This window comes from Streptomyces sp. NPDC050636, assembly GCF_040654775.1.
Taxonomy (GTDB): Bacteria; Actinomycetota; Actinomycetes; order Streptomycetales; family Streptomycetaceae; genus Streptomyces.
In genome coordinates, this window is sequence record NZ_JBFAIP010000016.1 from 51,062 (window position 1) to 77,319 (window position 26,258).

22 protein-coding genes are annotated in these 26,258 nt (G+C 71.6%); 7 read left to right on the plus strand and 15 right to left on the minus strand.

The window, feature by feature from the left end; translation table 11 throughout:
- The first annotated feature begins 140 nt into the window (after positions 1-140).
- Positions 141-890 carry a PE-PGRS family protein gene (locus AB0I10_RS15805; protein ID WP_363153021.1) on the plus strand — a complete coding sequence of 250 codons (750 nt, stop codon included), beginning with the start codon at positions 141-143 and terminating at the stop codon, positions 888-890.
- Positions 891-1,126: 236 nt separating this feature from the next.
- Here the strand turns inward: AB0I10_RS15805 and AB0I10_RS15810 are convergent, their stop codons facing one another.
- Positions 1,127-1,402 (minus strand): zf-HC2 domain-containing protein, encoded by a 276-nt coding sequence (locus AB0I10_RS15810; RefSeq protein WP_363153022.1) that lies wholly within the window; start codon positions 1,400-1,402, stop codon positions 1,127-1,129.
- Between the two features lie 49 nt (positions 1,403-1,451).
- Here AB0I10_RS15810 and AB0I10_RS15815 point away from each other — a divergent pair, with 49 nt between their 5' ends.
- On the plus strand, positions 1,452-2,051 hold the full coding sequence (locus tag AB0I10_RS15815) for a sigma-70 family RNA polymerase sigma factor (RefSeq protein WP_363153023.1): 600 nt from the start codon (positions 1,452-1,454) through the stop codon (positions 2,049-2,051).
- Positions 2,052-2,181: 130 nt separating this feature from the next.
- On the opposite strand, the gene AB0I10_RS15820 is transcribed toward AB0I10_RS15815, so the two are convergent.
- The 3 genes from AB0I10_RS15820 to AB0I10_RS15830 are packed head-to-tail and all read right to left on the minus strand — an operon-like array spanning position 2,182 to position 5,299.
- Positions 2,182-2,652, minus strand: coding sequence for a copper chaperone PCu(A)C (locus AB0I10_RS15820; RefSeq protein WP_363153024.1), 471 nt, complete (start codon positions 2,650-2,652; stop codon positions 2,182-2,184).
- Positions 2,649-5,048 carry a heavy metal translocating P-type ATPase gene (locus tag AB0I10_RS15825; protein ID WP_363153025.1) on the minus strand — a complete coding sequence of 800 codons (2,400 nt, stop codon included), beginning with the start codon at positions 5,046-5,048 and terminating at the stop codon, positions 2,649-2,651. Before AB0I10_RS15825 ends, AB0I10_RS15820 begins: the two co-directional genes overlap by 4 nt.
- Positions 5,045-5,299, minus strand: coding sequence for a hypothetical protein (locus AB0I10_RS15830; protein ID WP_363153026.1), 255 nt, complete (start codon positions 5,297-5,299; stop codon positions 5,045-5,047). The genes AB0I10_RS15825 and AB0I10_RS15830 overlap by 4 nt, the downstream gene beginning before the upstream one ends.
- Positions 5,300-5,658: 359 nt before the next feature.
- On the opposite strand from AB0I10_RS15830, the gene asnB reads away from it, so the two are divergent.
- The 3 genes from asnB to AB0I10_RS15845 are packed head-to-tail and all read left to right on the plus strand — an operon-like array spanning position 5,659 to position 9,901.
- A complete protein-coding gene (gene asnB, locus AB0I10_RS15835) occupies positions 5,659-7,506 on the plus strand; it encodes an asparagine synthase (glutamine-hydrolyzing) (protein WP_363153027.1) in 1,848 nt (615 codons plus the stop codon).
- Positions 7,507-7,553: 47 nt separating this feature from the next.
- Positions 7,554-8,936 carry a cytochrome P450 gene (locus tag AB0I10_RS15840; protein ID WP_363153028.1) on the plus strand — a complete coding sequence of 461 codons (1,383 nt, stop codon included), beginning with the start codon at positions 7,554-7,556 and terminating at the stop codon, positions 8,934-8,936.
- Positions 8,933-9,901 carry an isocyanide synthase family protein gene (locus AB0I10_RS15845; RefSeq protein WP_363153029.1) on the plus strand — a complete coding sequence of 323 codons (969 nt, stop codon included), beginning with the start codon at positions 8,933-8,935 and terminating at the stop codon, positions 9,899-9,901. The genes AB0I10_RS15840 and AB0I10_RS15845 overlap by 4 nt, the downstream gene beginning before the upstream one ends.
- Positions 9,902-9,910: 9 nt before the next feature.
- On the opposite strand, the gene AB0I10_RS15850 is transcribed toward AB0I10_RS15845, so the two are convergent.
- The 7 genes from AB0I10_RS15850 to AB0I10_RS15880 all read right to left on the minus strand — a co-directional run bounded on the left by AB0I10_RS15850 (position 9,911) and on the right by AB0I10_RS15880 (position 19,550).
- Positions 9,911-10,687, minus strand: a complete 777-nt coding sequence (locus tag AB0I10_RS15850; RefSeq protein WP_363153081.1) for an ABC transporter ATP-binding protein — start codon at positions 10,685-10,687, stop codon at positions 9,911-9,913.
- Between the two features lie 110 nt (positions 10,688-10,797).
- On the minus strand, positions 10,798-11,817 hold the full coding sequence (locus AB0I10_RS15855; protein ID WP_363153082.1) for an iron ABC transporter permease: 1,020 nt from the start codon (positions 11,815-11,817) through the stop codon (positions 10,798-10,800).
- A gap of 68 nt (positions 11,818-11,885) precedes the next feature.
- A complete protein-coding gene (locus AB0I10_RS15860) occupies positions 11,886-12,956 on the minus strand; it encodes an ABC transporter substrate-binding protein (protein ID WP_363153030.1) in 1,071 nt (356 codons plus the stop codon).
- Between the two features lie 137 nt (positions 12,957-13,093).
- Entirely contained in the window at positions 13,094-15,982 is a 2,889-nt protein-coding gene (locus tag AB0I10_RS15865; RefSeq protein WP_363153031.1) for an NHLP bacteriocin export ABC transporter permease/ATPase subunit, read from the minus strand.
- A 1-nt stretch (position 15,983) separates the two neighbouring features.
- A complete protein-coding gene (locus AB0I10_RS15870; protein ID WP_363153032.1) occupies positions 15,984-18,290 on the minus strand; it encodes an NHLP family bacteriocin export ABC transporter peptidase/permease/ATPase subunit in 2,307 nt (768 codons plus the stop codon).
- Complete coding sequence (locus tag AB0I10_RS15875) at positions 18,287-19,096, minus strand: HlyD family efflux transporter periplasmic adaptor subunit (protein ID WP_363153033.1); 810 nt, start codon at positions 19,094-19,096, stop codon at positions 18,287-18,289. Before AB0I10_RS15875 ends, AB0I10_RS15870 begins: the two co-directional genes overlap by 4 nt.
- Before the next feature lie 232 nt (positions 19,097-19,328).
- Positions 19,329-19,550, minus strand: coding sequence for a type A2 lantipeptide (locus AB0I10_RS15880; protein WP_363153034.1), 222 nt, complete (start codon positions 19,548-19,550; stop codon positions 19,329-19,331).
- 825 nt (positions 19,551-20,375) lie between these two features.
- Between AB0I10_RS15880 and AB0I10_RS15885 the strand changes: the two genes are divergently transcribed.
- A complete protein-coding gene (locus AB0I10_RS15885) occupies positions 20,376-21,410 on the plus strand; it encodes a PHP domain-containing protein (protein ID WP_363153035.1) in 1,035 nt (344 codons plus the stop codon).
- Positions 21,411-21,480: 70 nt separating this feature from the next.
- Here AB0I10_RS15885 and AB0I10_RS15890 read toward each other — a convergent pair whose 3' ends face one another.
- From AB0I10_RS15890 to AB0I10_RS15900, 3 genes are all read right to left on the minus strand, one after another.
- Positions 21,481-22,899 (minus strand): chloride channel protein, encoded by a 1,419-nt coding sequence (locus AB0I10_RS15890; RefSeq protein WP_363153083.1) that lies wholly within the window; start codon positions 22,897-22,899, stop codon positions 21,481-21,483.
- Between the two features lie 171 nt (positions 22,900-23,070).
- Complete coding sequence (cynS, locus tag AB0I10_RS15895) at positions 23,071-23,541, minus strand: cyanase (protein WP_363153036.1); 471 nt, start codon at positions 23,539-23,541, stop codon at positions 23,071-23,073.
- A 106-nt stretch (positions 23,542-23,647) separates the two neighbouring features.
- Entirely contained in the window at positions 23,648-24,265 is a 618-nt protein-coding gene (locus AB0I10_RS15900) for a carbonic anhydrase (protein ID WP_363153037.1), read from the minus strand.
- 122 nt (positions 24,266-24,387) lie between these two features.
- Here AB0I10_RS15900 and cynR point away from each other — a divergent pair, with 122 nt between their 5' ends.
- On the plus strand, positions 24,388-25,293 hold the full coding sequence (gene cynR / locus AB0I10_RS15905; RefSeq protein WP_363153038.1) for a transcriptional regulator CynR: 906 nt from the start codon (positions 24,388-24,390) through the stop codon (positions 25,291-25,293).
- 10 nt (positions 25,294-25,303) lie between these two features.
- On the opposite strand, the gene AB0I10_RS15910 is transcribed toward cynR, so the two are convergent.
- Positions 25,304-26,212 (minus strand): LysR family transcriptional regulator, encoded by a 909-nt coding sequence (locus AB0I10_RS15910; protein ID WP_363153039.1) that lies wholly within the window; start codon positions 26,210-26,212, stop codon positions 25,304-25,306.
- Positions 26,213-26,258 lie beyond the last annotated feature (46 nt).

Sequence of the window (26,258 nt, forward strand, 5' to 3'; positions counted from 1 at the left end):
GCATCCCGGCATCCGGACGGTGCCGGCCTGGAGGACACAACGGGACAGGTACGCCGCCTGTCGTCCGTTGCGCCCCCTGCCGGGCGTGCAGATGACCCTCGCGTTCGCCCCGGAGGCCGGGGTGCGACGATGGGCCCGTCATGGATGCGGGGGAAGTACTCAGGGGGCTGCGCGCCGCGGTGTTCGCGGCGGTCTGTGTGCTGCTTGCCGCGCTGGGACACGTGATGATGTCGGATGCCACCGTGCCCTGGTGGATGCTGCTGACCGCCTGGTTGGGAACCGCGTCCGTCGCCTGGTGCTTCGCCGGGCGTGAACGGGGCCCGTTGCTGGTGGGGTTGCTGACGGTGGGCACCCAGGCGGCGCTGCACAGCGCGTTCTCGTTCGGCCGGGCGGTCGCCGACTCCGGTGGTGAGCGGTTGTCGCTCGCACGGGAGTGGGCGAATGCGTGGCTGTGCGGCGCGGAGGGGATGTCGTCCTCGCAGATCCATCAGATGCAGCAGATGCAGCAGATGCAGCAGCACGTCCATCACATGCAGCCCATGGATCGGATGCAGCAGATGGATCAGTTGCCGCAGATGGGCCCGATGGATCAGATGCCGGGCATGCAGGGGATGCACGGCAGCGGGAGCGGCATGCTCGCCGCGCACCTGCTTGTCGCGCTGTTGAGCGCGTGGTGGCTGTGGGGCGGGGAACGGGCTGCCTTCAGGGTCGTAAGGACCGTGTCGGCCCGGCTGTTCGCGCCGCTGGTGCTGGTCCTGCGGATCGTCCTTCCCGATGCGCCACCCGCCGTACGAGCCGCCCGGCAGGTGCCGCGGCATGCCGTACGCACGCTCCTGCTGGCCCATGCCATTTCGTTGCGGGGCCCGCCGCGTGGGCCGGCTGTCGTCTGACAGCACGGCGAATTCCCGGTTCCCGGGCCGGCCCTGGCGCTGATTTCACGCGCCGGCTCTCCCGGGTTCTGACGTCACCGGTCCCGCTGCCCGCGGTGACCGGATCACGCGAAGGACTACAGATGATCTTCCCTGTCCGGATGTCGGCGGCAACGCCGCCCGGATCCGTTCGCCCTCCACTTTTCCGTCCGCTTCTCCCTCCGCTTCTCCCTCCAGTTCCGCCTCCAGTTCTTCCCTCAGTTCTTTCGCCGGTCGCGCGCCTTCGCCGATGCGGGGGCCGCGGCCGCCTTCCGCAGATGGGCGAGCAGCTCGTCGGCGGACGCCGTGTCGTCGTCGGCGTGCCTGAGGTGGGCCCCGGTGTCCGCCGCCAGCTGTCGCGCCCGCGCCTCCCATCGGCGGCAGTCGGCGCAGCCCGCCAAGTGGTCGTCGAGGTGGCGGTTGGTGAGGCCGGGCGGCAGTCGCTCGCCGTCCAGGCGGGCGGAGAGTGCCGTGCGGATACGCGAGCAGAGCATGCCTCCATCCTCTCCGAAGCGTGGACGCCCGGCGAGGGGCGGTCGCGGTATGCGTGACGACGAGGCGGTGACGGGGTGGGCGCTGGCCGCCCGTAGCGGCGACGAGCGGGCCGTCGAGCAGTTCGTCAGGGCCACTCAGCTCGATGTGCGACGTTATGTGACGCACCTGAGCGGCGATCCGCAGGCGGCCGATGATCTGGTGCAGGACACCTACGTGCGGGCGTTGCGGAGTCTGCCGCGGTTCGAGGGCCGGTCGTCGGCGCGGACATGGCTGCTGACGATCGCCCGGCGGGTGGTGGCGGACCGCATCCGCTCCCATGCGGTTCGGCCGCGGCTGGCCGCGACCGACGACTGGCAGACGGCGGCGGAGCGGGTGCAGCCGCGTGGTGTGCCGGGGTTCGACGAGGGAGTCGCCCTGGCGGAGCTGCTGTCGGCGCTGGTGCCGGGGCGGCGCGAGGCGTTCGTCCTGACGCAGTTGCTGGGGCTTCCGTACGCGGAGGCCGCCGGGGTGATGGGCTGCCCGGTGGGAACCGTACGGTCCCGGGTGGCACGTGCCCGGGAGACGCTGATCGCGCGGCTGGCGGAGGCGGAAGCGGAGCGGCCGGAGCCGGGTGACCGGTCACGCGATCTCGCGGGCGCGGTGGCCTGACGGTCGCTCCCGATGGGTGACCTCCCGGCGGGACGGCCTCCCGGCGAGGTGGTCTCCTGACGGATGTCGGGGCTCATGGGCGGGCAGGAGCCGGTCCATGAGCCCCGCGTCGGTATCCCTGTATCCCTCGTCACCGGCCTGGGCGTATGGCCTTCGCCCGTACGGTCAGCGGCGGGCCGTCGCGGAAGTGGAGGGTGAAGGTGAGCCGGTCCCCCGGTGCGATCCGTGGGGGTGGGCTGATCATGACGTCCAGGGTGGTGGCCGTCATCCGCAGCGAACCGCCCGCCGGGACGGTGGCGGAGCGGACCATCTCCATGCTCCGCGCGTTCCGTCCGATGTCGACCGTGCGGCTGAGCATGGTGCGGTGGCCTGCCGGGCCGGTGACGCCGGTCAGCACGTCGTCCGATGTACCGGTGTTACGGACGGTGAAGAACGCCGCGGTGGCCTCCGCGGCGGACGGGACCAGCACCCGGCCCTCGGCGGCACTGAGACGTGCGGGCGTCCCCGCGTTGCCGGTGGCGGTCCAGACGGTGAGCGTACCCAGCGTTGCCAGGCAGGCGAGCAGCGGTACGGCGACCGCCGCCGTACGCGGCCGGTTCATGTGGCCTCCCAAGTAGCGGTTTTCCGGGCGCTGTTGATACGGCGGGCCGACTTCGAGGCCCGCGCCGGTTTCCAGGCCCGCAGCCGCAGGCTGTTGCCCACGACGAGCAGCGAGCTGGCGGACATGGCGGCGGCCGCGAGCATCGGGTTCAGCAGTCCGACGGCGGCCAGCGGCACAGTGACCAGGTTGTAGCCGAAGGCCCAGATCAGGTTGGTGCGGATGGTGCCCAGGGTGCGGCGGGCCAGGCGTACGGCGTCGGCGATGGCCTGGAGGTCCTCGCGTACGAGGGTGACATCGGCGGCGCCGATCGCGGCGTCGGTGCCGCTGCCCATGGCGATGCCGAGGTCGGCGAGCGCGAGCGCGGCGGCGTCATTGACGCCGTCGCCCACCACGGCGACCCGGCTGCCCTGCTCCTGCAAGGTGCCGACCAGCGCGGCCTTGTCCTGAGGGCGGGCCTCGGCGTGGATCTCGGTGATGGCGAGGTGCCCGGCCACGGCGCGGGCGGTGGCCTCGCGGTCCCCGGTGGCCAGGACCGGCCGGAGCCCCAGGCGGCGCAGATGGTCGACGGCGCGGTAGCTGTCCGGGCGGAGCGAGTCGCCGACGGCGATGACGGCCTCCGGGGCGCCGTCGACGGTGACCAGGACCGCGGTGTGGCCCGCGGCCTCGGCTGTGCGTACGGCGTCCGGCAGCGGAACCGGGAGGCCGCCGACGTCCCCGGGCCCGGCGATCGTCACCTGACGGCCGTCAGCTGTGCCGCGTACGCCGTACCCGGGTGTGGCGGTGAAGTCGCTTACCGGTGAGAGGAGTTGACCGGGGTGGAGTTCGTGCGCACGGGCGATGACGGCGTGCGCCAGCGGGTGCTCGGAGCCCTGCTCGACGGCGGCGGCCAGCCGGAGGACGGCGGCCGGGTCGAGGCCATCCGTACGAGCGGTGAGGGCGGTGACACTCATCCGGCCCGTGGTGAGGGTGCCGGTCTTGTCCAGCACCACGGTGTCGATGCGACGCAGCCGCTCCAGTGCCTGCGGCCCGCTGACGAGGATGCCGAGTTGGGCGCCGCGCCCGGTGGCGGCCAGCAGCGCGGTCGGGGTGGCGAGCCCCAGTGCGCAGGGGCAGGCGACGACGAGGACGGCGACCGCGGCGGTGACGGCGGCCTGCAGGTCGGCCCCGGCGCCGAGCCAGAACCCCAGGACGGTGACCGACACGGTCAGTACGGCGGGGACGAAGACGGCCGCCACCGCGTCGGCGAGACGCTGCGCCTTGGTCTTGCCGGTCTGGGCGTCCTCCACCAGCCGGGTGATCCGGGCGAGTTGGGTGTCCGCCCCCACGGCACCGGCCCGGATCTCCAGCAGACCACCGGAGTTGACCGCACCGCCGACAACGTCCGAGCCCGGAGCGACCTCGACCGGCCGGCTCTCGCCGGTGATCAGCGAGAGGTCCAGGGCGGAACTGCCCTCGGTCACGGTGCCGTCGGTGGCGACGCGCTCCCCGGGCCGTACGAGGAAGAGATCACCGACCCGCAGCCGGTCCACCGGGACCCGCCGCTCGCTGCCGTCCACCCGTACGGCGACATCCTTGGCGGCGAGTTCGGCCAGCGCACGTAGCGCGGAACCCGTGCCGTGCCGGGCCCTGGCTTCCATCCGGCGGCCGGCCAGCACGAACAGCGGTACGCCGACGGCGGCTTCCAGGTAGAGATGGGACGTCCCGTCCCCGGCGGTCGGCAGCAGGCTGAAGGGCATGGTCATGCCGGGCTGACCGGCGCCGCCGAGGAACAGCGCGTATGCGGACCAGGAGAACGACGCGGCGACGCCGAGGGAGACGAGGGTGTCCATCGTCGCGGCGCCGTGCCGCAGGCCGCGCAGCGCACGGGCGTGGAAGGGGGCCGCGCCCCATACCGCGACGGGCGCGGCGAGAACGAAGCAGAGCCACTGCCAGTCGCGGAACTGCCAGGCGGGAACCATGGAGAGGGCCAGGACCGGGAGGGACAGCAGGGCGGTGATCAGCAGCCGGTGGCGCTCGGTGCGGGTGTCGGTGTCGTCGCCCTGGGGGGCGGCCGGGGGCTGGTGGGCAGCGGGACGTTCCCCCGCGTCCCGATCATCCCCCTCGTCCCCGTCGTCCCCCTCCGTCAATTCCAACTCCCTTGAATTCTGCAGGAGTTGCGCGGTGAATCCGGCGGCCTCGACGGTAGCGACGAGATCGCCGACGGGTACGGCCTCGGGGTGGCTGACGCGGGCCCGGCCGGTGGCCAGGTTCACCGTGGCCGATACGCCTTCGAGGCGGCCGAGCTTCTTCTCGACCCGGCCCACGCAGGCGGCGCAGGTCATTCCGCCGACGGTCAGGGTGGTGGTGAGGGAGGGCGCCGCCGGTGCGGAGGCGGCGTCGTGCGGTTGCGCGGTCATCGCATCCCGCCGCCCATCCCATGCATCCCGCCCATGTCTCCGTCGTCGGCGGGCTCGGAGTCTCCGGTGCGGGCGCCACCGGCGGGATGCAGGCCCGGAGCCACCGGCCCGGCGACGGCACCGGCCGCGTACGACAGGGCGAAGAGCGCCACCAGCAGGACGGTGAAGCCGATGACCGCCCGTGCGGGCAGCAGGCGCCGGACGGCCCGGGGAAGAACGGGCCGACTGCGGTCGGCCGGGGAGGAGGACATCGCCGCTCCAGATCTCGGAAGGTCGGGGCGTCATCGTGGCAGCCACGAGCAGGTACGAGTGCTCCAAAAGGGCCCGGTCGGCATGTGAGGTTCGTCCTGCGCCCCCGCCGGAACTCATCCGCTGCCGGACCCGACTAACTGGGATTGCGCACCACCCCGTTCGTCCCCGCGCGCAAGAAATCCCCTGAATCCGGCGGGAACTTCCCGCGCCTTTCATCCGACCTCTCAAACGCCGTTGCCGCTACGCGGGGACCAGCAAGGCGCAACGGCGAGCAACCCCCACCACTGGACAGTCAAAGACGGCCCAGGCAGAACACAGCGGACCGCGAACCGATCCCCACACCCAGGAAGGACCACCCATGTGCGGCATCACCGGTTGGATCTCGTTCCGCGTGAACCCCGAGGACCAGCCCCCGGTCATCGAGCGGATGACCGCCGCCCTCGCGCCGCGCGGTCCCGATGCCTCCGGGATCTGGTGCGGGCCGTACGCCGCGCTCGGCCACCGGCGGCTCGCCGTCCTGGATGTCGAGGGCGGCGCTCAGCCCATGACCACGGGCGAGGCGGGCGCCGAGGTCGTCCTCAGCTACAGCGGCGAGGTCTACAACCACCACGAGCTGCGCGCCGAACTCCGTCGCCGGGGTCATCTTTTCACCACCCGTAGCGACACCGAGGTCGTGCTGCGCGCCTACCAGGAGTGGGGCGACCAGCTCGCCGGGCGCCTGGAGGGCATGTACGCGTTCGCGCTCTGGGACGCCCGTGCGCAGCGACTGCTGCTGGTCCGCGACCGGCTGGGCGTCAAGCCGCTGTACTACGCCGCGACGCCGGACGGCGGGCTCGTCTTCGGTTCCGAGCCCAAGGCCCTGTTCGCGCATCCCGGCTGCCGGCCACGGGTGGACGCGCAGGGGCTGCGGGAGGCGTACAGCCTGGTGTTCAGCACCGGTGGGACGCTGTGGGCGGGGGTGCGGGAGGTGCCACCGGGCGGCGTGGCGGCCTTCGACCGGGGCGGCTTGGACGAGCGCCTCTATTGGCAGTTGGAAGCCCGACCCCACGACGACGGCCTCGACCTCGATGCCACCGTCGGCGCCGTCCGGGCCCGTCTGGACCGCGCGGCCCGTACACAGCTGGAGGCGGATGTCCCGCTGTGCAGTCTGCTGTCCGGCGGGATCGACTCCACCGTGCTGACCGCGCTGCTCGCCGACGAACTCCGACTCCGGGAGGGGCCCGGGGCGCGCCTGCGGTCCTACGCGGTCGACTACAGCGACCAGGCGGAGCACTTCACCGGCGATGTACTGCGTACCGGCCATGACACCCCGTTCGCCGCCGAGGCCGGTGCGTTCATCGGCACCGATCACCACACCGTCGTCCTGGACCCGCATGCGCTGCTGGACCCCGAGCACCGTGCGGCGGTCGTCGCCGCCCGCGACTCCCCCATCGGCGTCGGCGATATGGACACCTCCCTCTATCTGTTCTTCGGCGAGATCAAGCGGCACTCGACCGTGGCGCTGTCCGGCGAAGCGGCCGACGAGGTCTTCGGTGGCTATCCGTGGTTCCACAGTTCCAAGGCGCTGGCCGCCGAGACCTTCCCCTGGCTGCTGGTCACCGGCGACGAGGCGGCCATGCCGCTGCACCCCGACCTGGCGGCCACCCTGCGCATCGGCGAATTCCGGCGGGACACCTACCGCCGGGCGCTGGCCGCCGTTCCACACCTCGACGACGAGAGCGCGGACCGGCACCGGCAACGCGAGATGCAGCATCTGTCCCTGACCCGCTGGCTGCGTCAGCTGCTGCACCGCAAGGACCGGCTGAGCATGGCCCAGGGCCTGGAGGTACGGGTCCCCTACTGCGACCACCGTCTCGTCGAGTACGCCTTCAACACGCCCTGGTCGCTGCAGAGTTACGACGGCCGGGAGAAGAGCCTGCTGCGCGCGGTGGGTGCCGGGCTGGCGCCGCCGTCCGTACTCCACCGGCCCAAGAACCACTACCCGGCCACGCACCACCCCGACTACAACCGCGGCCTGCAGAACATGGCGCGCGACGCCCTGGCCGCACAGGGCGGACGGGTCCGCGACCTGGTCGACGAAACCGTCGTCAAGTCCTGCCTCGACACCGAACCGGCACACCTTGAGTGGGGCCACCGCCTGCGCCTGGAACGGGTCGTGGACCTGGCCCTGTGGCTCGACCGCATGAACCCCGAAATCGCCCTGTGAACAGTCGATTCGAGCATGCCTTGAAGGAAATGAAGGAGTTGAAGCAGATGAAGGAGACCGCGATGGTCGCGTCGTCCGAGACCAAGGCCGGGAGCGAGACCGGGAACGAGACCGGGAACGAGACCGGGAACGAGACCGGGAGCAGGAGCCTGCCCGAGCGCATCGAGCCGGTGCCCATAGAGCTGTACGGGGCGGACTACAAACGCGATCCCTATCCCCTGTACGCCGAGCTGCGCGAGCGCGGTCCGGTCCACCGGGTCCGTTTCCCCAGCGGGGTGTGCGCCTGGCTCGTCACCGGCTACGAAGCCGCGCATCAGGCGCTGACCGACGCCCGCCTGGGCAAGCACCACTCGCGTGGCAACGCTGCCTGGCGGGCCCGCGCCTCGATCATGCCGGAGCCGCAGCACTCCCAGCTCCAGGTGCACCTTCTCCACCAGGACCCGCCCAAGCACACCTCGATGCGCCGGCTGATCACCGACGCCTTCGCGCCACAACGCGTCGAAGCGCTCCGGCCCCACTTCCAAGTCATGGCCGACGCGCTGCTCGACGCGCTGCCCGCCACCGGGCGGGCCGACCTCGTCGACGCCTTCGCCGCCCGCTTCCCCTTCCAGGTGCTGGCCGAAGTCATCGGCCTGCCTCGGGAGTTCGAGGACCGCTTCGACCGCGACTGGGGCAAGGTCGTGCAGCCCGTCGGCCCCCAGGACCCCGGCCGTGCCGCGTACGAGGCGCGGCTGCGCGGGCTTCAGCAGTACATTGCCGACCTCGTCGCCCATAAGCGCGGCGAGCGCGGCGAGAATCTGCTCTCCCGCCTGGTGGACGCCCGGGACGACGGACGGCTCAGCCAGGAAGAGCTCGACTCCATGATCTTCCAGCTGCTGGTCGCCGGGCAGGAGCCGGTCACCAACCAGATCACCACCGCTCTGATCACCCTGCTGCGCCACCCCGCGCACCTCGCGGCGCTGGCCGACCGTCCGGAGCTGCTTCCCCGGGCCATCGAGGAACTGCTGCGCCATGACAGCGCCTTCGAGCTGACGACCTGGCGCTTCTTCGCCGAGGACGCCGATCTGCACGGGACCCGGATCCCGGCGGGCGACTCCGTGATCGTCTCCCTGTGCGCGGCCAACCGCGACCCCCGGCAGTTCGCCGACGCCGACACCCTCGACTTCGACCGCACGCCCAACCCGCACCTCGCCTTCGGCCACGGCAGCCACTTCTGCCCCGGCGCCGCGCTCGCCCGCGCCGAGCTCCAGATAGCCGTGGGCACCCTGCTCCGGCGGTTGCCCGATCTCCGGCTGGACGTCCCCGAGTCCGAACTCGCCTGGATTCCGGCGGTACTTGCCCGCGGCGTCGATCGGCTGCCGGTGACGTACGGCCCCGGCGCCGCGATGTCACCGCGCTCCGGCCGGTCGGGCGGGTGCCCCGTCGTATGACCACCCCGACCCAGTGCCGTCCGGTCAGATCCTCCCCATCCCACGAGGACGTCTGCGCGGCGATCCTCGACGCACTCCTGCCCTACCGGCGCACCCTGGACACCGGCCACGCGGACACGCCCGACGCGTTCCCCGCCCAGCTGCGGCAGCTCGCCGGGCCGGTGGCGGCGGGCGAACCGATCGTCTTCGCCCTGCCGGGCTTCCCCTGCAAGTCACCCAACCCCGCCAAGGCGCTGGGCCCCCTCCCCGACGAAGGCGAACGGCTGGCGCTGCGCTTCCTGGACGAACTGTGCGCCCGTGTCGCGGCCGTCCATCCGCCCGGGGCGCGGATGGTCATCTGCTCGGACGGGCATGTCTTCAGCGACCTCATCCACGTGCCCGACCGTGACATCGATGCCTACGGCGATGCGCTGCGCAGGCTGATCCGGGACGAGGGCCTGAGCCATCTGGAGGTCTTCGACCTGCGGGATGTGTACGGGGACGACATGTCGCACGACGCCAAACGGTCCCTGGTCCACGAACGGTACGCCCCGGCCCTGGAGGACCTGCGGTCCCTCACCCGCAGCGACACACCGACCCGGCGGCTCTACCAGGGCATCACCCGGTTTCTCCTGGAGGACACCGTCTCGTTCAGCGGGACGCGTTCGGCACTTCAGCGCGACTGCCGCCGCCGTGCGTACGGCGTGATCCAGCGCAGCCGCGCCTGGGGCGATCTGATCGCCGAGCACTGGCCGGAGGCGTTCCGGCTCTCCATTCACCCGCAGCCGCGCGGCTCGGCGAAGTTCGGGATACGGCTGCTCGACGCGCCGGATGTGTGGATGACGCCCTGGCATTCGTGTCTGCTTCAACATGCCGACGGCCGCCGGGAGTTGATGCACCGTGCGGATGCCGAGCGGCTCGGCCGCCTGGTGCTGCGCCAGGGGCGGCCGAGCCACTTCATCGCGAGGGGAGGGTGTGACGGCTGAGGGAGGCCGTCACCCGGCACCGGCAGACAGCGGGTGCCGGTGGTCGAAAGCGATCAACGGGTCGCCGGTGAGCGGATGTCCGGTCACGGCGGCCCGTACCCCGAACACCTCGGCGAGCAGCTCCGGCGTCAGCACCTCGCGCGGCGTACCCGACGCCACCAGCCGCCCTTCGTGCAGCACATGCAGCCGGTCGCACAGGGACGCCGCGGCGTTCAGATCGTGCAGGGATATCAGCGTCGTACGGCGCTGGGCGCGCAGCAGGCCGAGCAGCTCCACCTGGTGCCGTACGTCGAGGTGGTTGGTGGGCTCGTCCAGCACCAGCACGTCGGGGTCCTGTGCGAACGCCCTGGCCAGCAGCGCCCGTTGGCGTTCACCGCCGGAGAGCGCGGAGAACCGGCGCGCCTCCTGTCCCGCCATGCCGACGGCGGACAGCGAGCGGGCCACGGCTTCCCGGTCGCGACGGTCATCACCGGCGAAGGCCCGCTTGTAGGGCGTTCGGCCCATCGTCACGACCTCCCGCACGGTCAGCTCGAAGTCGCTGCCGCGCTCCTGCGGCAGTGCGGCGACATGCCGTGCGGCCTGACCCGGTGTCAGCTCCCGGATGTCGGTGCCGGCCAGCAGCACCCGCCCGGCTGCGGGCCGCAGATGCCGGTACACGGTCCGCAGTACCGTGGACTTGCCGCTGCCGTTGGGGCCGACCAGGCCCGCGATCTCGCCCTCCGCCGCCACCAGGTGCACGCCCGCGACAACGTTCCGGCCCGCGTAGGCGACATGCAGATCCTCGATGTCGACACGTGCGCTGCCGGGGAACTTCGGCGCCTCGTTCCCGGCCCTCCGCTCCCCGTTGCAAGCCTTCTGCGCCTCGTGCCCGGCCCTCAGTTCCTCGTTCCCGGTCTTCACCGGCCCGCCTCCATCCGCCGGTCCAGGACGAACAGCAGCGCCGGCGCCCCGATCATCGCCGTGACCACGCCCACCGGCAGCTCCTGGGCGGCCATGGCCGTACGGCACACCACGTCCACCACGACCAGCAACAGCGCACCGGTGAGCGCGGACAGCGGCAGCAGCCGGCGGTGGTCGCCGCCGACGATCAGCCGGCACAGGTGCGGCACCATCAGGCCGACGAAGGCGATCGCCCCGGAGACGGCGACCAGGACGCCGGTCAGCAGGCTGGTCGCCACGAACAGCTCGCGGCGCAGCCGGGTGACGTCCACGCCGACCCCGGCCGCCGTCTCGTCGCCCATGATCAGGGCGTTCATCGCGCGGGCGCGCGCCTGGAGCGCGAGCAGCCCGGCCGCGACCGCTAGGGCGGGCAGCCACAGCACGCTCCAGGTCGCCCCGCTCAGGCTCCCCATCAGCCAGAACAGCACGCTGCGGGTCTGCTGCTCGTCCCCGGCCTGGAGCACCAGATAGCTGGTGAACCCGGACAGGAACTGGCCGATCCCCACCCCGGCCAGCACCAGGCGCAGTGGCGAGAATCCTCCGCCCCGCCGCGCCATGAACCACACCAGCGCGAACGCGGCGAGCGCCCCCGCGAAGGCCGCCGCGGAGAGTCCCAGGCCGAGCACGCCGCCGGCGCTCGCCCCCAGCACGATCGCGGCGACCGCACCGAGCGAGGCGCCGTTGGAGATGCCCAGCAGATACGGGTCCGCGAGCGGATTGCGTACCAGTGCCTGGGTGGCCGTGCCCACCAGGCCGAGGCCCGCGCCGACGAGCGCCGCCAAGAGGGCCCTGGGGAGGCGGAGTTGCCACACGATGAGGTCGTCGGTGCCCGGTCTGGGCGCCGCGCCGCCCAGGCGGCGGAACACCACGGACCACACCTCGCCGGGCGCGATGTCCGTGGACCCCAGCGATACGGCGACGGTCAGCGCCACCACCAGCGCGACACCCAACCCGAGAGCCAGCAGCCCGGCGCGCACCGTACGCCCGGACCGCTCGCTCTCGGCGGCCGCCTCCTGCCCCCGTACATCCGGGGCGACCGCCACCACTACCGGGCCGCCTTGAACTCGGCGGGGTACAGCGTGTGCGCGATCTCCTCGACCGCGTCCGCGTTGCCGACACCGGCGATCGTCGTACGCTCCGATCCGATCCGCAGGAACTTCCCCTCCCGCACGGCTTTGAGCCCCTTCGTGCCGGCGAAGTTCTTCAGAAACGCGGCGGCCTCGTCGTACGCCTTGGTGTTCGCCGCCGCGTCCCCCCGGTCGCGCACCCCGAGCTGGATCCAGTCCGGGTCCTTGTCGACCACGTCCTCCCACGAGACGGGCTTGAAGTCGCCGTCGCAGCCGTCGAAGACATTGCGCGCCCCGGCCTGGCTGATCACCGCGTTCGCGACCTGCTTGCGGCACACGGCGATCGGCTGCTTGGTGCCCGCGTCGAAGTCGAAGAAGAAGTAACCGGGCCGCTTCTCCCGCGGCACCTCACCCACGACTTCGCGCACCGCGGCGACCTTCGTCCGCATTCCCGCCACGAGTTCCCGCGCCCGCTTCGACGTCCCGGTCACCGCGCCCAGCCGGGTGATGTCGCCCTCCACACCGGACAGGTCCTTCTGTGGTTCCTCGGCCATCGGCGCGCAGGCGGTGGATGCCAGGTAGATGTGCTTGATGCCGGCCGCCGTGAACTCCTCCTCGGTCGGCGCGTCACCCGCCCCGCCCATGTTCCCCATCGACGCGAAGGTGTCGATGTAGAGGTCGGCCCCCGAACCCAGCAGCTTCTCCTTGGGGATCACCATCTTGCCCAGCACCGGCACCTTCTGGGCCCGCGCCCCCAGAGCCCCCGGCAAGGTGCCCTTCCCGGGCGGGAATCCGGTCCCGATGACCCGGTCGCCCGCGCCCAGCCGCAGCAGCATCTCCAGGGCCGCGGCATTGCTGGTGACGATCTTGCGCGGCGGGGCCGAGAACGTGGTTTCGGCGCCCCGGCAGTCGGCGACCTTCACCGGGAACCCGGCGCCGCCCTGCCCCGGGGCGTCTCCCTCCGCGCCCGTGCCGCCGCCACCGTTACCGCATGCGGTGGCGGCCAACGCGACGAGCACCGCGACACCACAGATCTTCCAAGGGCGCATGGACCTTCTCCCCTTACAACTCACCTGTCGACGGGCCACACTCGCGGCCCGGCACAGGTAGTCGGCCGGGCACGGCATGTGGTTCCCGCCGACCGAACCCGGATGCCGCGCCCGCCATGCGGAGGCGGGTCCAGGGATCAGGTCAGCTGCCGTCGCACCAGCTCGTGGAGATGGCCGCCCGATCGGGCGAGCAGCTCGGCCGGCGGGCCCTGTTCGACGACCCGGCCGTCCGCCATGACGACCACGCGGTCGGCGTCCATGACCGTGGTCAGCCGGTGGGCGATCACCACCCGGCTGGCGCTCAGTTTGCGGGTGCTCTCGATCACGATGCGCTGGGTCTCGTTGTCGAGGGCGCTGGTGGCCTCGTCGAAGAACAGGATGCGCGGGCGGCGGACCAGCGCCTGGGCGATCATCAGCCGCTGCCGCTGTCCGCCGGAGATCCCACCACCACCGGCGATCATGGTGTGCATGCCCATCGGCATCCGCTTGATGTCCTCGGCCAGGCCCGCCATCGCGGCGGCCTCCCAGGCCTCTTCCTGGGTGAAGGCCTCGGCGCCGCAGATGCAGTCCAGGATCGAGCCGGTGAGCGGTTGGGCGTTCTGCAGGACGACCCCGCACTGGCGGCGCACCGCGGCCTGGTCAAGGGCGGACAGGTCCTGGCCGTCGTAGAGCACACTGCCCGAGGCCGGTTTGTCGAAGCCGATGAGCAGCCGGAGCAGGGTCGACTTGCCGCAGCCGCTGGGGCCGACGATCGCCACGAACTCGCCGGGCCGCACCTGGAGCGATACATCGTCCAGGACCAGGGGGCCGTCGTCGGTGTAACGGAAGGACAGTTTCCGGGCTTCGATACCGCCGGCCAGCGCACCGGGCTGCGCGCTGGCACCGCGGACCTCCGGCGCCTCGTCCAGGACCGGCTTGATCTGCTCGAACATGGGGAGCGCCGCGGCGGCCGAGACCAGCGCCCCGGAGATCTGGGTGACCGAGGTGAGCAGCATGGTCACGGCGGTGTTGAAGGTCAGGAACGACCCGGCCGACATACTGCCGCGGGCCGGGCCGGCCAGCAGCATGAACATGGTCAGCGAGCAGAGCGGCAGATACACCGCGTCGAGGACGGTGGTGAGATTCTTGATCCGGCCGGCCCGCTGCTGCATTTCGCGGGAGCGGGCGAACTCCCGGGCCCAGGCCGCGTACGCGAAGCTCTCCGCCGCGGCGACGCGCAGCTTGGGCAGTCCGCGCAGGGTCTGGAACGCCTGGTTGTTGAGCTTGTTGCCGAGCTTGACCAGCCGCCGCTGCCACCGCAGCTGCCACAGGCCCATCCCGAGGAACACCGTCCCGATGACGATCAGCATGCCGATCGCCGCCAGCGCCAGCGGCACGCTGTAGCACAGCAGCAGTACGAGGTTCATCGCGCCGACCGTGCTCGCTTGCACGACCACCGGGCCGACGCCGGACAGCACCCGCCGGATGGCGCTGATGCCCATCGCCGCGCTGGCCAGCTCTCCGGTCGACCGTTCGGTGAAGAACTTCGTCGGCAGCCGCAACAGCCGGTCCCAGATGGCCGGTTGCAGCACGCTCTCGATACGGCCTTCCATCCGCAGGACGGTCAGGTTCTGCAGCAGCATGAAGGCGGCGGTGACAATGCTGGTGATCATGACCGCCAGGGCGACCTGGACGATGAGGCCTTTCTCCGCGGTCGGCACGAACACGCCTAGCACCTGGCCGGTGGCGATCGGGACCAGAGCGCCGAGGCCGACGGTCACCAGCCCGCTGAGGGTCAGATTGCGGAGGTCCATCCGGCTGCCCCGCAGGCTGAAGCGCATCAGCCGCCACAAGGTCATGGGCCGTTCCGGCAGCGGGCGGTAGAACATCACCGCGCGCGCCTCGAATTCGTCGGCGTTGTCCTTGCCGATCCGTATCCGCAGCCCGGAGGCCGGGTTCACCGCCTCGTAGCGGCCGCGGCGCCACAGCAGCGCGACCGGGGCGCCGGACTTGGACCGGTGGCCCACCAGGGGACCGGTGTTGGTCCGCCACCAGCGTCCGCCGAGCCGGACCGCGCGGGTACGGATGCGCGAGGCGACCGCGATCCGTTCGACCGGGCTGATGCGGTCGTTGACCGCGCCGCCCTTGGGGGGCTCGGTGAGCGTGATCCCGGCGGCCTCGGCGACCCGGCGGCAGACGGCGAAGGCGGTGTCGTCGGTGGCCTGTGCCACCGACGAAGACGTGGCCGACCGCCCGCCCCGGTCCTGCCGGCCGATGGACGCTATCAGGGCCTGGTCCGCCCGCTCGCGGACGGCTTCGCCCGCCTTGATGCCGGCCGCCGTCCGGTCCTCGTGTGCCCGCTCCAGCTGCTCGATCCAGCGGTCCACCGCGGACAGCAGCCGGTACTGCTGATTGACCATCCGCTGCCAGAGCGCGCTGTCGACCAGCAGGTCGCCGGCCGCCTCCGCGCTGTACGAGGCGCCGTACTGCACGCTGCCGGGCGGCACCGGCATCCAGAGGATGTCGTCGTCGGCCACGGCCTCGTCGGTGGGCCGGCCGTCCAGCGGAGCCTCGAACAGGACGCCCAGGCTGCGGGCGGTGCCGAGCGCGAAGGCGTGCTCCAGAGGAGTCGGCGCCGCGCCCTGGCCGCCGTACGTGTCGTCGTAGCCGGTCTCGTAGCCGGTGTACTCCCCGTACTCGCCGTATTCGGCGTACTCGGGCCGCGGCAGCTCCCGCAGCGGGATACGGCGCAGCAGGCAGTTCTGCGAGGGCCTGCCGAGCAGAGTGTGCTGCGGGCCTGCGACCGGGCCGAGCAGCAGCGTCCCCGCTTCGAGCCGGCCGAGGAAGTGCCAGTGGCCCTCCTGGGCGGCGTCGACCGCGAACAGGTCCAGGGCGCCGCCGGTGACGAGCCACAGGACATGCGGGCCCTCCAGGGGCACGCTGCGTAGGCCGGTGCAGTCGACGGGCGCGCCGAGGCCGCCCAGCGCGTGGGTCACCGCGTCGATCTCGCCCGGTCCCACGGCGGCGGACGGGTGTACCGATGACACGTCAGTGCTCCTTGACCAGCTCGGCGTACGGGCCCCCGGCGGCGACCAGGTCCTCGTGCCGGCCGCGTTCGACGACCACGCCGTGGTCCAGGACCACGATCTCGTCGCTGTCGCGCACCGTGCTCAGCCGGTGGGCGATCACCACGCAGGCGCAGCCGCGCCGCCGCAGATTGTCGATGATGATCTGTTCGGTCTGTGCGTCCAGGGCGCTGGTCACCTCGTCGAGGACCAGGATGCTGGGCCGCCGGACCAGTGCACGGGCGATCTCCAGCCGCTGCCGCTGCCCGCCGGAGAAGTTGCGGCCGTCCTGCTCGACGCGGCTGTGGATACCGTCGGGGCGCCGGGCGATCACATCGTCGTAGAGGGCGGCGTCCTGGAGGGCGGTGATGACGGCGTCGTCCGGTATCGACGGGTCCCACAGCGCCACGTTGTCGCGGACCGTGCCTTCGAAGAGGAAGACGTCCTGGTCGACGAAGGAGACGGAGGCGGCCAGCGCACTGCGGGAGATGTCCTCCAGGCGCTGCCCGTCGATGCGGATGGTGCCTTCCCAGGGGCTGTAGAGGCCGGAGATCAGCCGGGAGACGGTGGACTTGCCGCTGCCGGATCCGCCGACCAGGGCGACCTGCCGGCCGGGGCCGACCGACAGCGAGAAGCCGGTGAGCAGCGGTTTGTCCAGCGGGCTGTAGCCGAAGGTGATGTCCTCCAGCGTCACATGGCCCTTGAGCCTGCGGGTGCTGGCGTCCGGTTCCCGGCGCGAGTAGAGGGTGTCGACGGGGAAGCTCTCGACGTCCTTGAGCCGGGCCACGTCGGCCGCGAAGTCCTGTATTCGGCCGGCCACTCCGTTGAGCCGGGTGACGGGCGCGGTGAAGCGGGTGACCAGCGCCTGGAAGGCGACGAGCAGACCGATCGAGATATGGCCCTCGACCGCCCGGAGCCCGCCGATCCAGAGGATCAGCGCGCTGTTGAGCGTGGCGAGGGTGGGCGCGACGACGGCCAGCCAGGCGCTGGGCACGCCGAGCCGCTGCTGTTCCTCCAGCGTGGTCGCGTGCTGGCCGGCCCAGCGCCGGAAGTAGCCGTTCTCCCCGCCGGTGGCCTTCATCGTCTCGATGAGCTGCAGGCCGGTGTAGGAGGTGTTGGTCAGCCGGGCGCTGTCCGCGCGCAGCTTCGCCGTGTGGGTGGCCCGCAGCCGGATGACGATGCGCATCGCGACGACGTTGAGCAGCGCGATCCCCACCCCGATGACGGTCAGTTGGGGGTCGTAGGTCCACAGCAGGGCGGCGTAGAGGATGACGACGATCCCGTCCACGCCCGCCGCGGCGAGGTCGCGCGCCAGGGTTTCGGCCACCGCGTCGTTGGACTGCAGCCGCTGGACGAGGTCGGCGGGGCTGCGCTGGGAGAAGAAGGTGACCGGCAGTCTGAGCAGATGCCGCAGGAAGCGGGCGCTGCTGAGGGTGGACGAGATGATGCGGCCGCGCAGCAGGTTCGCCTGTTGCAGACCGGTCAGTACGGCGGTGAGCGCCACCATCGCGGCCATCGACGCGAAGAGCGGCCCCAGCAGCGAGGTCTGGTGGCCGATCAGGAACATGTCGATGTACGTACGGCTCAGCGCGGGCACCGCGGCGCCGACGGCGACGAGCAGCAGGCTGGCGAGCAGGGCGGCCAGCAGGGTGCCCTTGGTGCCGCGCATCCTGGCGGGCACGGCGCCCAGGACGCCCGGTTTGCGGCCGCCCTTGCGGAAGGTGTCGGACGGCTCGAAGACCAGGGCGACGCCGGTGAAGCTGGTGTCGAAGTCCTCCATCGCCACGAAGCGGCGGCCCTTGTCGGGGTCGTTGATGTGGACGCCGCGACGGCCGAACCGGCGGCCCATGCCGTCGTAGACGACGTAGTGGTTGAACTCCCAGAACAGGATGGCCGGCGCCTGCACCTCGGCGAGCGCGGCGGGCTCCATCTGCATGCCCTTGGCCTGCAGGCCGTAACTGCGGGCGGCCTTGAGCACATTGCTGGCCCGGGAACCGTCGCGGGAGACGCCGCAGGCTATCCGCAGCTCCTCCAGCGGCACATGCCGCCCGAAGTGGGCGAGGACCATGGCCAGAGAGGCGGCGCCGCATTCCAGGGCCTCCATCTGGAGGACGGTGGGGGTGCGGACGGTCTTGCACTTCTTGGCCTTCGGGGCGGGCGTGTCACGGCGCGCCCGGCGGCGGCCGCTCGGCGCGGCCTCCGGGCGGTGCCGCCTGCGGCCCCCCGCCGGGGGCAGCTGCTGCGGTACGGCGGAGTCGTTCTGCGCGGTACGGGGGTTCGGTGCGGTCACGGAAGCAGCCAATCGATCGGATGCTGCTCGGCCAGGCGGACGGAACCGGTGGCCGGCGTCATGGAGTCGACCGCGTACGGCGGGCCGTCCGAGGACGACCAGTTGTAGCCGGACTTGGTGCCCGCTGACCGGTCGAGCCGGACCAGGACGGCCACCGGCTGGCCCTTCTGCGAGAACTGCTCGCCGAGCTGGCTGCTGCCCAGGAAGCCGGTGATCTGCCGGCGGGTCTGGGCGGTCCGGCCGACCGCCTGCACATGGCCGCGCAGTACGCCGTACTGCTGGGTCGGCACGGACTGGACGGTGAGGTCGACCGACGCGCCCACGGGCACCGTGGCACCGCTGTCGGCCGGCACGTAGAGCGTCGCCATCAGGGGGTCACCGTCCTTGGCGACCCGCTCGACGGCGGCCACATCCGCGCCGGTGGTGACGACGGAGCCGATCGTGGCGACCATGGCGGTCAGCCGGCCGGCGGCGATGGTGCGGACGATGACGGTGGTGCCCTGCGCGGTGCGGACCTTCAGCACCGGCGTGTTGGCGGGCACCCGCTTGCCCTCTTCGGCGAGTACGGCGGTGACCTGACCCGATACGGGACTCTGCAGGACGTAACTGCCCTGGCCGTGGGTGAGGATTCCGGGTGCGCTGAGAGTGGAGGACACGGTGCCGGTCACCGCCCAGACGGATGCGGCGATCACAACGGCGACCGTGATGATCAGGACAAGCCAGCCCTGGGGCCGGGCGAAACGCACCGGCAGATCTATTTCCTCGGGCGACTGCAGCTTGGAAAGCGCCTGTTGGCGGAACTGCACGACACTCTTCCCTCAACTGCAATGGTCTGTATCAAGGACAACGCAGACCGGTTCGGCTCGGGCGTGGGTGCAGAGCCTACCGGTGCGTGTCCGGACGGTGGCGGCCGAGTGCCCCGGAGGTCCGGCAAAGGCCGGGGGTCCGGGGCACGCGGCCCGGCACGTCGGCAAGGAGGGGACGCCGACGTACCGTCATCACCGCTCATGGGTGTGCCGCTTCAGCGGCACGACCGGCTCAGAGACCGGCGGCGAGGTTCGTGACGGGGGCGGTGCTGAGGCCGGTCGCGCCCTCAACGGTGCCGACGGCGCCGGTGACGGTGCTCTGGACGTCGAGACCCGTGGTGGAGGCAACCAGACCGTTGGCGGTGCCGACCAGGCCGCCGACGAGGCCACCGGCCACGTTGTCGAGCTCGCTGTCGGCGATTTCCTGGGTCTGAACCTGGGGGGTGGAGTTCATGATGATTCCCTTCGGGTGAATATCTGTAAAAGGGCTGCGGCCGAGCATTCCGGCAGGGCAGTCCGGCCGCCGCACAGCGGTCGTCGGGTACCCGAAATCGGGAACCCTTGGGCGACTCCCGCGGTGCGAAGGATCAAAGCACGCAGGTGCGTTGCGCTGCTAATCCGACAGTGGCCGATCCGGACGGCATTCGTCCGCCGAATTACCTGACGTGCACGCACGTCCATGGATTAGTGACAGCTTCTTCACATCTCCTCCGGTTTCATTTTCCACCGCCCGACGCCCTTGCCGCCGCGAACTGGACATTCCCGCACCAACTCAGCTATGCGCAGGTCAGGACGGTGTGGCGGCATGGACGGCGGTGCGCCCCCTGCGCATTCGGTGTGCAGATTTTTTGAAGACCGGCATTTTTTACGGAGCGCTAGCACCGCGCGAGCACGGAACAGCCACGAGTGTTTCCAGCACGTAGTCACAGATGTTGCACGCCCATTGCAGACATGTGTTTCGCCCGGAGTTCCTGGTCGGTAATGCCGGATATGCGCAGCGCTATCGCCGCACCATTACCGGCGGAAACGTATCGCCCACCCGGAGAACGGACATAACCGTATAACAGCGCGGCGCCGGATGCGGGGGAAATGAGCGATTTCCCGCACGCGCCCCGGTACGGCGTGCGATGAACAGCCATGCACCGGACAGCCGGGATTCTCCGCGGCCCCGCCGAGTCCCGCAGAGTCCCGTCGAGTCCCGCCGACGGCCGGTGGCAGCCGGTGACGGAGTGGGGCACCGTGGGAGGGGACTGCCCGGCACGCCGGGAAGGAGCGGTGCGTGGAGCCGGTCGAGGCGCTGGAACGGATCGCCTTCCTGCTGGAGCGGCAGGGGGCGGTGACATACCGCGTGCAGGCGTTCCGTACGGCATCCACGGTGATCTCCGGGCTTTCCGGCGACGCGCTGCGAAAGCGCGCGGAGAGCGACTCGCTCGCCCGGGTCAAAGGGCTGGGCCCCAAGACCAGCCGGGTGATCGAAGAGGCGCTCGCGGGGCAGGTACCCGCCTATCTGTCGCGGCTGGAGGAGGAAGCGGGCGGACCGCTGGTCGACGGCGAGCAGGGACAGCGGCTGCGCCAGGCATTGCGCGGCGACTGCCATATGCACTCGGACTGGTCGGACGGGGGCAGCCCGGTGGAGGCAATGGCCAGGGCGGCCCGTGACCTCGGACATGAGTGGTGCGTACTGACCGACCACTCCCCCAGGCTCACCATCGCCCGCGGCCTGAGCCCGGACCGGCTGCGCGAGCAGCTCTCGCTGGTGGCGGCGGTGAACGAACAGCTGGCGCCGTTCCGCCTGCTGACCGGGATCGAATGCGACATCCTCGACAACGGCGAACTCGACCAGGAGCCGGAGCTACTGGAACGGCTCGACGTGGTGGTCGCCTCGGCGCACTCCAAACTGCGGATGGATGCGGCGCCGATGACGCGGCGCCTGCTGGCGGCGGTCGGCAATCCGCTCGTCGACGTCCTCGGCCACTGCACCAACCGGCAGATCACCGGCAGACTGCGGCCGGAGTCGCGGTTCGACGCCGGAAGGGTGTTCGCGGCCTGCGCCGAGCACCACACGGCGGTGGAGATCAACTGCCGTCCGGACCGGTTCGATCCCCCGCGCCGTCTGCTGCGGCAGGCGGTCGACGCCGGGACGCTGTTCTCGATCGACACCGACGCCCATGCCCCGGGACAGCTGGACTGGCAGATCTACGGCTGCGCCCGCGCGGAGGAATGCGGCGTGCCCGAGGACCGGATCATCAACACCTGGACGGCCCGCCAGCTGGCGGCGTGGACCGGCACCGGCAGACGCCCGAAGGGCAAGTGAGCCGGGATGACGTGCGCCGCCTCGACACCCGTGCGCGAGGCGTCTTGAGCATCGAGATCGGCCGGACGGCTCAGCCGCTCGGCCCCGGTTGCGTCGGCCCCGGTTGCGTCGGCCCCGGTTGCACGGGCGGTTGCGCAGACGGTTGGACGGCCGGTTGTGCGACCGCACCCGTGGGCCCGCCGATCCGGAAGGCCACCACGTAGGAGACCACCACGGCGACGATCACCAGCGGCATGACGGTGAGGCCGTGGTGGCCCAGCAGCAGCGTGGCCATCAGGACCGAGGTCATCGGGAGCTTGAGCATGGCGACACACATCGCCCCCATGCCCATGGCGAAGGCAGCGGTGACCGACAGCCCGGGAAGGTGCGACAGGGCAACGCCGCCCGCCGCCCCGAGGAACAGCGCCGGGAAGATGGGGCCGCCCCGGAAGCTGCTGAGCGACACGGAGTACGCCAGGCCCTTGCACAGGACGAGCAGCAGCAGCACTCCCACCGAATAGCCGGCGGTGCCGCTGAACAGGGTTCCCAGCGCCGACTGTCCCGAATACAGCACCTCGGTCGCCGGCTCTCCGGTGACCTCGGTGAACACCATCGCCAGCGCACCCACCACAAGCCCCATCGCCACCGTGGCCGGGACCCGGTGACGGGCGACGGGCTCCTTGAGGACCAGCGCGAGCCGCCGTACACCCGTCCCGACGAATGCGGCGAGCACCCCGATGACGAGGGCCCAGCCGAATTCCGGGATGGTCGGCTGCGCGGCCGGGGGGACATGGTGCAGCGTGAGCGCAAACGTGCCGAGCCCGGTCCAGCTGCCCAGTCCGGTGAAGATGAGCGCGCCGATCCCGGCCGCGAGCAGGCCGGGCACCAGCACGACCCCGAGCATCGCGCCGCCCAGCCCCGACGCCTCCATCAGCAGGAACGCGCCCAGGAGCGGGGAGCCGAGCAGCGCGCTGACCGCCGCGAAGCTGCCGGCGGCGCCGACCACGGCGACGGTCTGCGCCGTGACGTCACGTTGGAGCAGGCGTACGGCGCCCACGGCCAGGCCACCGCCGAGCGCGATGAGCGGCGCTTCGGGGCCGAGCACCGCGCCGAAACTCAGGGTGGCGAGGGCGGCGAGCACGATCCCCGGGAGCGCCGCGAGGGCCGGGGCGCCGCCGACCGCGAGCCCTTCGGCCGGTTCGTGGCCGCCGTTGCCGGGGAGGTGGCGGACGGTCAGGCCGACCAGCGCTCCGGCCACCGCGAGCATGGGCAGCGGCCACCAGGCGGGTGTGCCGGCGAACCCCAGCGACCGGGGCAGATCCTTGTAGATCGCCGGTTCCAGCCAGCCGATCAGCGCGAGAAAGCCGAACGCGGCGGCGCAGACCGGTACGCCGATCAGCGCGGCGAACACGAGAAGCTTGAGGTACGCGCGGGTGCGCAGCTGCGCGTACGGGTCCTGCGGGACCGTGCCCGGTGCTCCGCCGGTCGGGCCGGCCGGTCCGACCGACATGCGCATCGCCTCCTCGGCGCCCGGGATCGCCCGCGCCGGTCCGACCGCCGCCGTCACGAGCCTGCCACGCAGTCCCCTGGTCGGCACACTGGACTCCGCCGGTCAGGAACGTGTGACCGGCGGAGTCCGGCCCCGATCGGCCCCGGATCGGAATCCCGATCCGGCCCCGGATCAGAACGGCCTGGTGGGCAGGTATTTGCCGTCGAGGGTGATCACGGCCCGGGAGCCGCCCTCCGGGTCCTCGACCTTCTTCACATCGAGCTTGAAGTTGATCGCGCTGATGATGCCGTCGCCGAACTGCTCGTGCACCAGCGCCTTGAGGGTGGTGCCGTACACCTGGAGCATTTCGTGGAACCGGTAAATCGTCGGGTCGGTGGGAACCCCGCCGGGGATGCTGCCGCGCAGCGGGATCGTCTGCAGGAGCAGAGCGGCGTCCTCGTCCAGGCCCAGGCGCTCGGTGACGACCCGGGCGGCGTCGGCGGGCAGCGCGTGCTGGCCGAGGAGGGCAGCGGTGACGAAGGCGACCGACAGGCCCGCGGTGTCGGCCAGCTCCTGCCAGGTGAGGTCCTTGCGGGTCTTGGCCTCGACGGCGGCGATGGCCAGCTGCTGGCGGGCCTGGGGGTCGGTGTGTGCGTGTGCCATGGGAGGGGTCCTTTCGGAACGACTTGTAGAAGGGGGCTGTAGAAGGGGGCTTGCAGCAGAAGGGCCTGCAGAAGCGGGTGGTGGCTGTGGTCGGGCGGTGGGCTGGTCAGGCGGCGAGCGCGGTGAACCGGCCGGTCGCCGCGTCGAGTTCTTCCATCGCGCCGGTGCCGATGTCGTAGACCCAGCCGTGCAGCGTGACCGTGTTCTGTGCGAGCGCGCGGGCCACGGAGGGGTGGGTCGCGAGATTCGCCAGCTGGCTGAGGACGTTGGCGCGCACCAGGCCGGCCACTTCGCCGGCTTCCTCCGCGCCGTCCGCCTGTGCGGTGGTGCGGGACCTGGCGGCCTCCGCGTGCCGCAGCCAGTCGGCGACGGCGGGCAGCCCGGTCAGGTCGTGACGCAGGGCCAGGGAGGTCATCGCGCCGCATGCGGAGTGCCCGCAGACGATCACGTCGGTGACGTCCAGGACGCCGACGGCGTACTCGATGCTCGCGGCCACCCCGTCCGCGCCGGGTGCGTACGCAGGGACGAGGTTGCCGGCCGTGCGGATGACGAACAGCTCGCCCGGCGCGCGCTGGGTGATCAGCTCAGGGACGACCCGGGCATCCGAGCAGCCGATGAACAAGGCCGTCGGTCGGTGGGTGGTGGCGAGCCGCTCGAAGAGCCCCGCCTGGCCGGGGAACACGTCTCTCTGGAAGCGCTGGACTCCCTCGGCGAGGTCGTGCATGGTCACTCCTTCCGGTGGGTGCCGGCGGTGGGGCCGACCTCATCCACCGTGCACGAGCTGCACCTATAGCGTCCAAGTCGCAGAATCCATGATTGCCATTAGTCCCACCTATAGTTCTCGTCATGGCTCTGGAACTGCGTCATCTCCGGTATCTGCTCGCGGTGGCCGAGCACGCCAATTTCACCCGTGCCGCCGAGGCCCTGCATGTCTCACAGCCCACCCTCTCCCAGCAGATCAAGCAGCTGGAACGAGCCGTCAAGGCGCAGCTGCTCGACCGTTCGGGCCGCTCCGTACGGCTGACCGACGCCGGTGAGAGCTACGCGCACTACGCCCGCCACGCCTTGCAGGACCTGGCGGCGGCGGAGCGCGCCGTACTCGATGTGCAGGACCTTTCACGCGGCGCCCTGCGGTTGGCCATGACCCCGACCTTCACCGCGTACCTCATCGGCCCGCTCGCCGCGGAGTTCCATGAGAGCCATCCCGGAATCGCCCTGGACATCCGTGAGATGACGCAGGACCACATCGAATCCGCCCTGCTGGCCGACGAGTTGGACCTCGGTATCGCCTTCGGCGCGGCCCGCCTCCCGGCGATCAGCGGCGTGGATCTGTTCACCGAGACGCTCAGCCTCGTCGTGGGCGCCGCACACCCGCACGCCGGCCGGGCCGATCCGCTCCCGGTCTCCGCTCTCGCCGACCTCCAACTCGCCCTGCTCAGCCAGGATTTCGCGACGCGGGGCCATATCGACGCGTACTTCGCCGAGCACCGCGTGCAGCCGCCCATCGCCGTGGAGGCCAACTCCCTCACCGCGCTCACCGAGATCGTCCAACGGACCAGGCTCGCCACGGTGCTGCCCGATGCCATCACGCGCGGGCACGACCGTCTGCTCCCGGTCCCGCTGGACCCCGCGCTCCCCGCGCGCACCGTCACGCTGCTGCGCCGGGCGGCCGCCTACCGGAGTGCCGCCGCGCGCGCGTTCAGTGAGCTCGCCCGGCGCTGGGCGCACTCGCACGGCCAGGCGCCGGCCTGACCCATCGCCGTCAGCCCTGAGGTGCGGCCGCTGCCTCAAGGGCCGCCAGGACCGGGCACAGCAGCGGGTGGTCCTCGGCGCCGCGGCGGACCGCCGCGAAGACCCGGCGGGTGGGCGCGACACCGTCGACGGGGCGGACCACCACTCCCGTGAGGTCCATGCCGCGCAGCGCCGAGCGCGGCACGAGGGCCACGCCCGCGGCGGCGGAGGCGAGGTGGACGACGGCACGGAAGTCGTCGGAAGAGTGCTCCAGGCGGGGCTGGAATCCGGCGTACTCGCAGGCCAGGACGACCACGTCGTGGCAGGGGTTGCCGGAGTACGGGCCGATCCACGGGTCCTTCGCGAGGTCGGCCACCGCCACCCGCGCCGAGTCCGCGAGGCGGTGGCCGACCGGGAGCACCGCGTCGAACGGCTCGGCGTACAGCGGGACCCGGGTCAGCCGCGGGTCGTCCTCGCGCGGCGCGCCCCGGTACTCGACGGCCACCGCCACATCCACCTGCCGGTCGAGGACCATGAGCAGGCTGGCGTCGCCCTCGGCGTCCTGGACGCGGACCCGGATGCCGGGTGAGGACGCGGCGAGCTTGGTGATCGCGGGCGCGACGACCAGCCCGATGCCGGTCGCGAAGGCCGCGACGGTCACCGTGCCCGCCTCGCCCGAGTCGTATGCGGCGAGCTCCGACTCGGCACGTTCCAGCTGCGCGAGGACCGCATTGGCGTGGGTGAGCAGGATCTCTCCGGCGGCGGTCAGCCGTGCGCCGCGGGCGCTGCGCTCCACCAGGCGGTGGCCGGTCTCCTGCTCCAGGGCGGCCAGCTGCTGCGAGACCGCCGAGGGGGTGAGATAGAGCGCGGCGGCCGCAGCGGTGACCGTGCGGTGGTCGGCCACCGCGCGCAGGATGTGCAGCCGCCGTGCTTCGATCATGTTCCCAGTCTCGCAGGGTGGCCGTCCTCGGTCTCCCGGGTCGGCC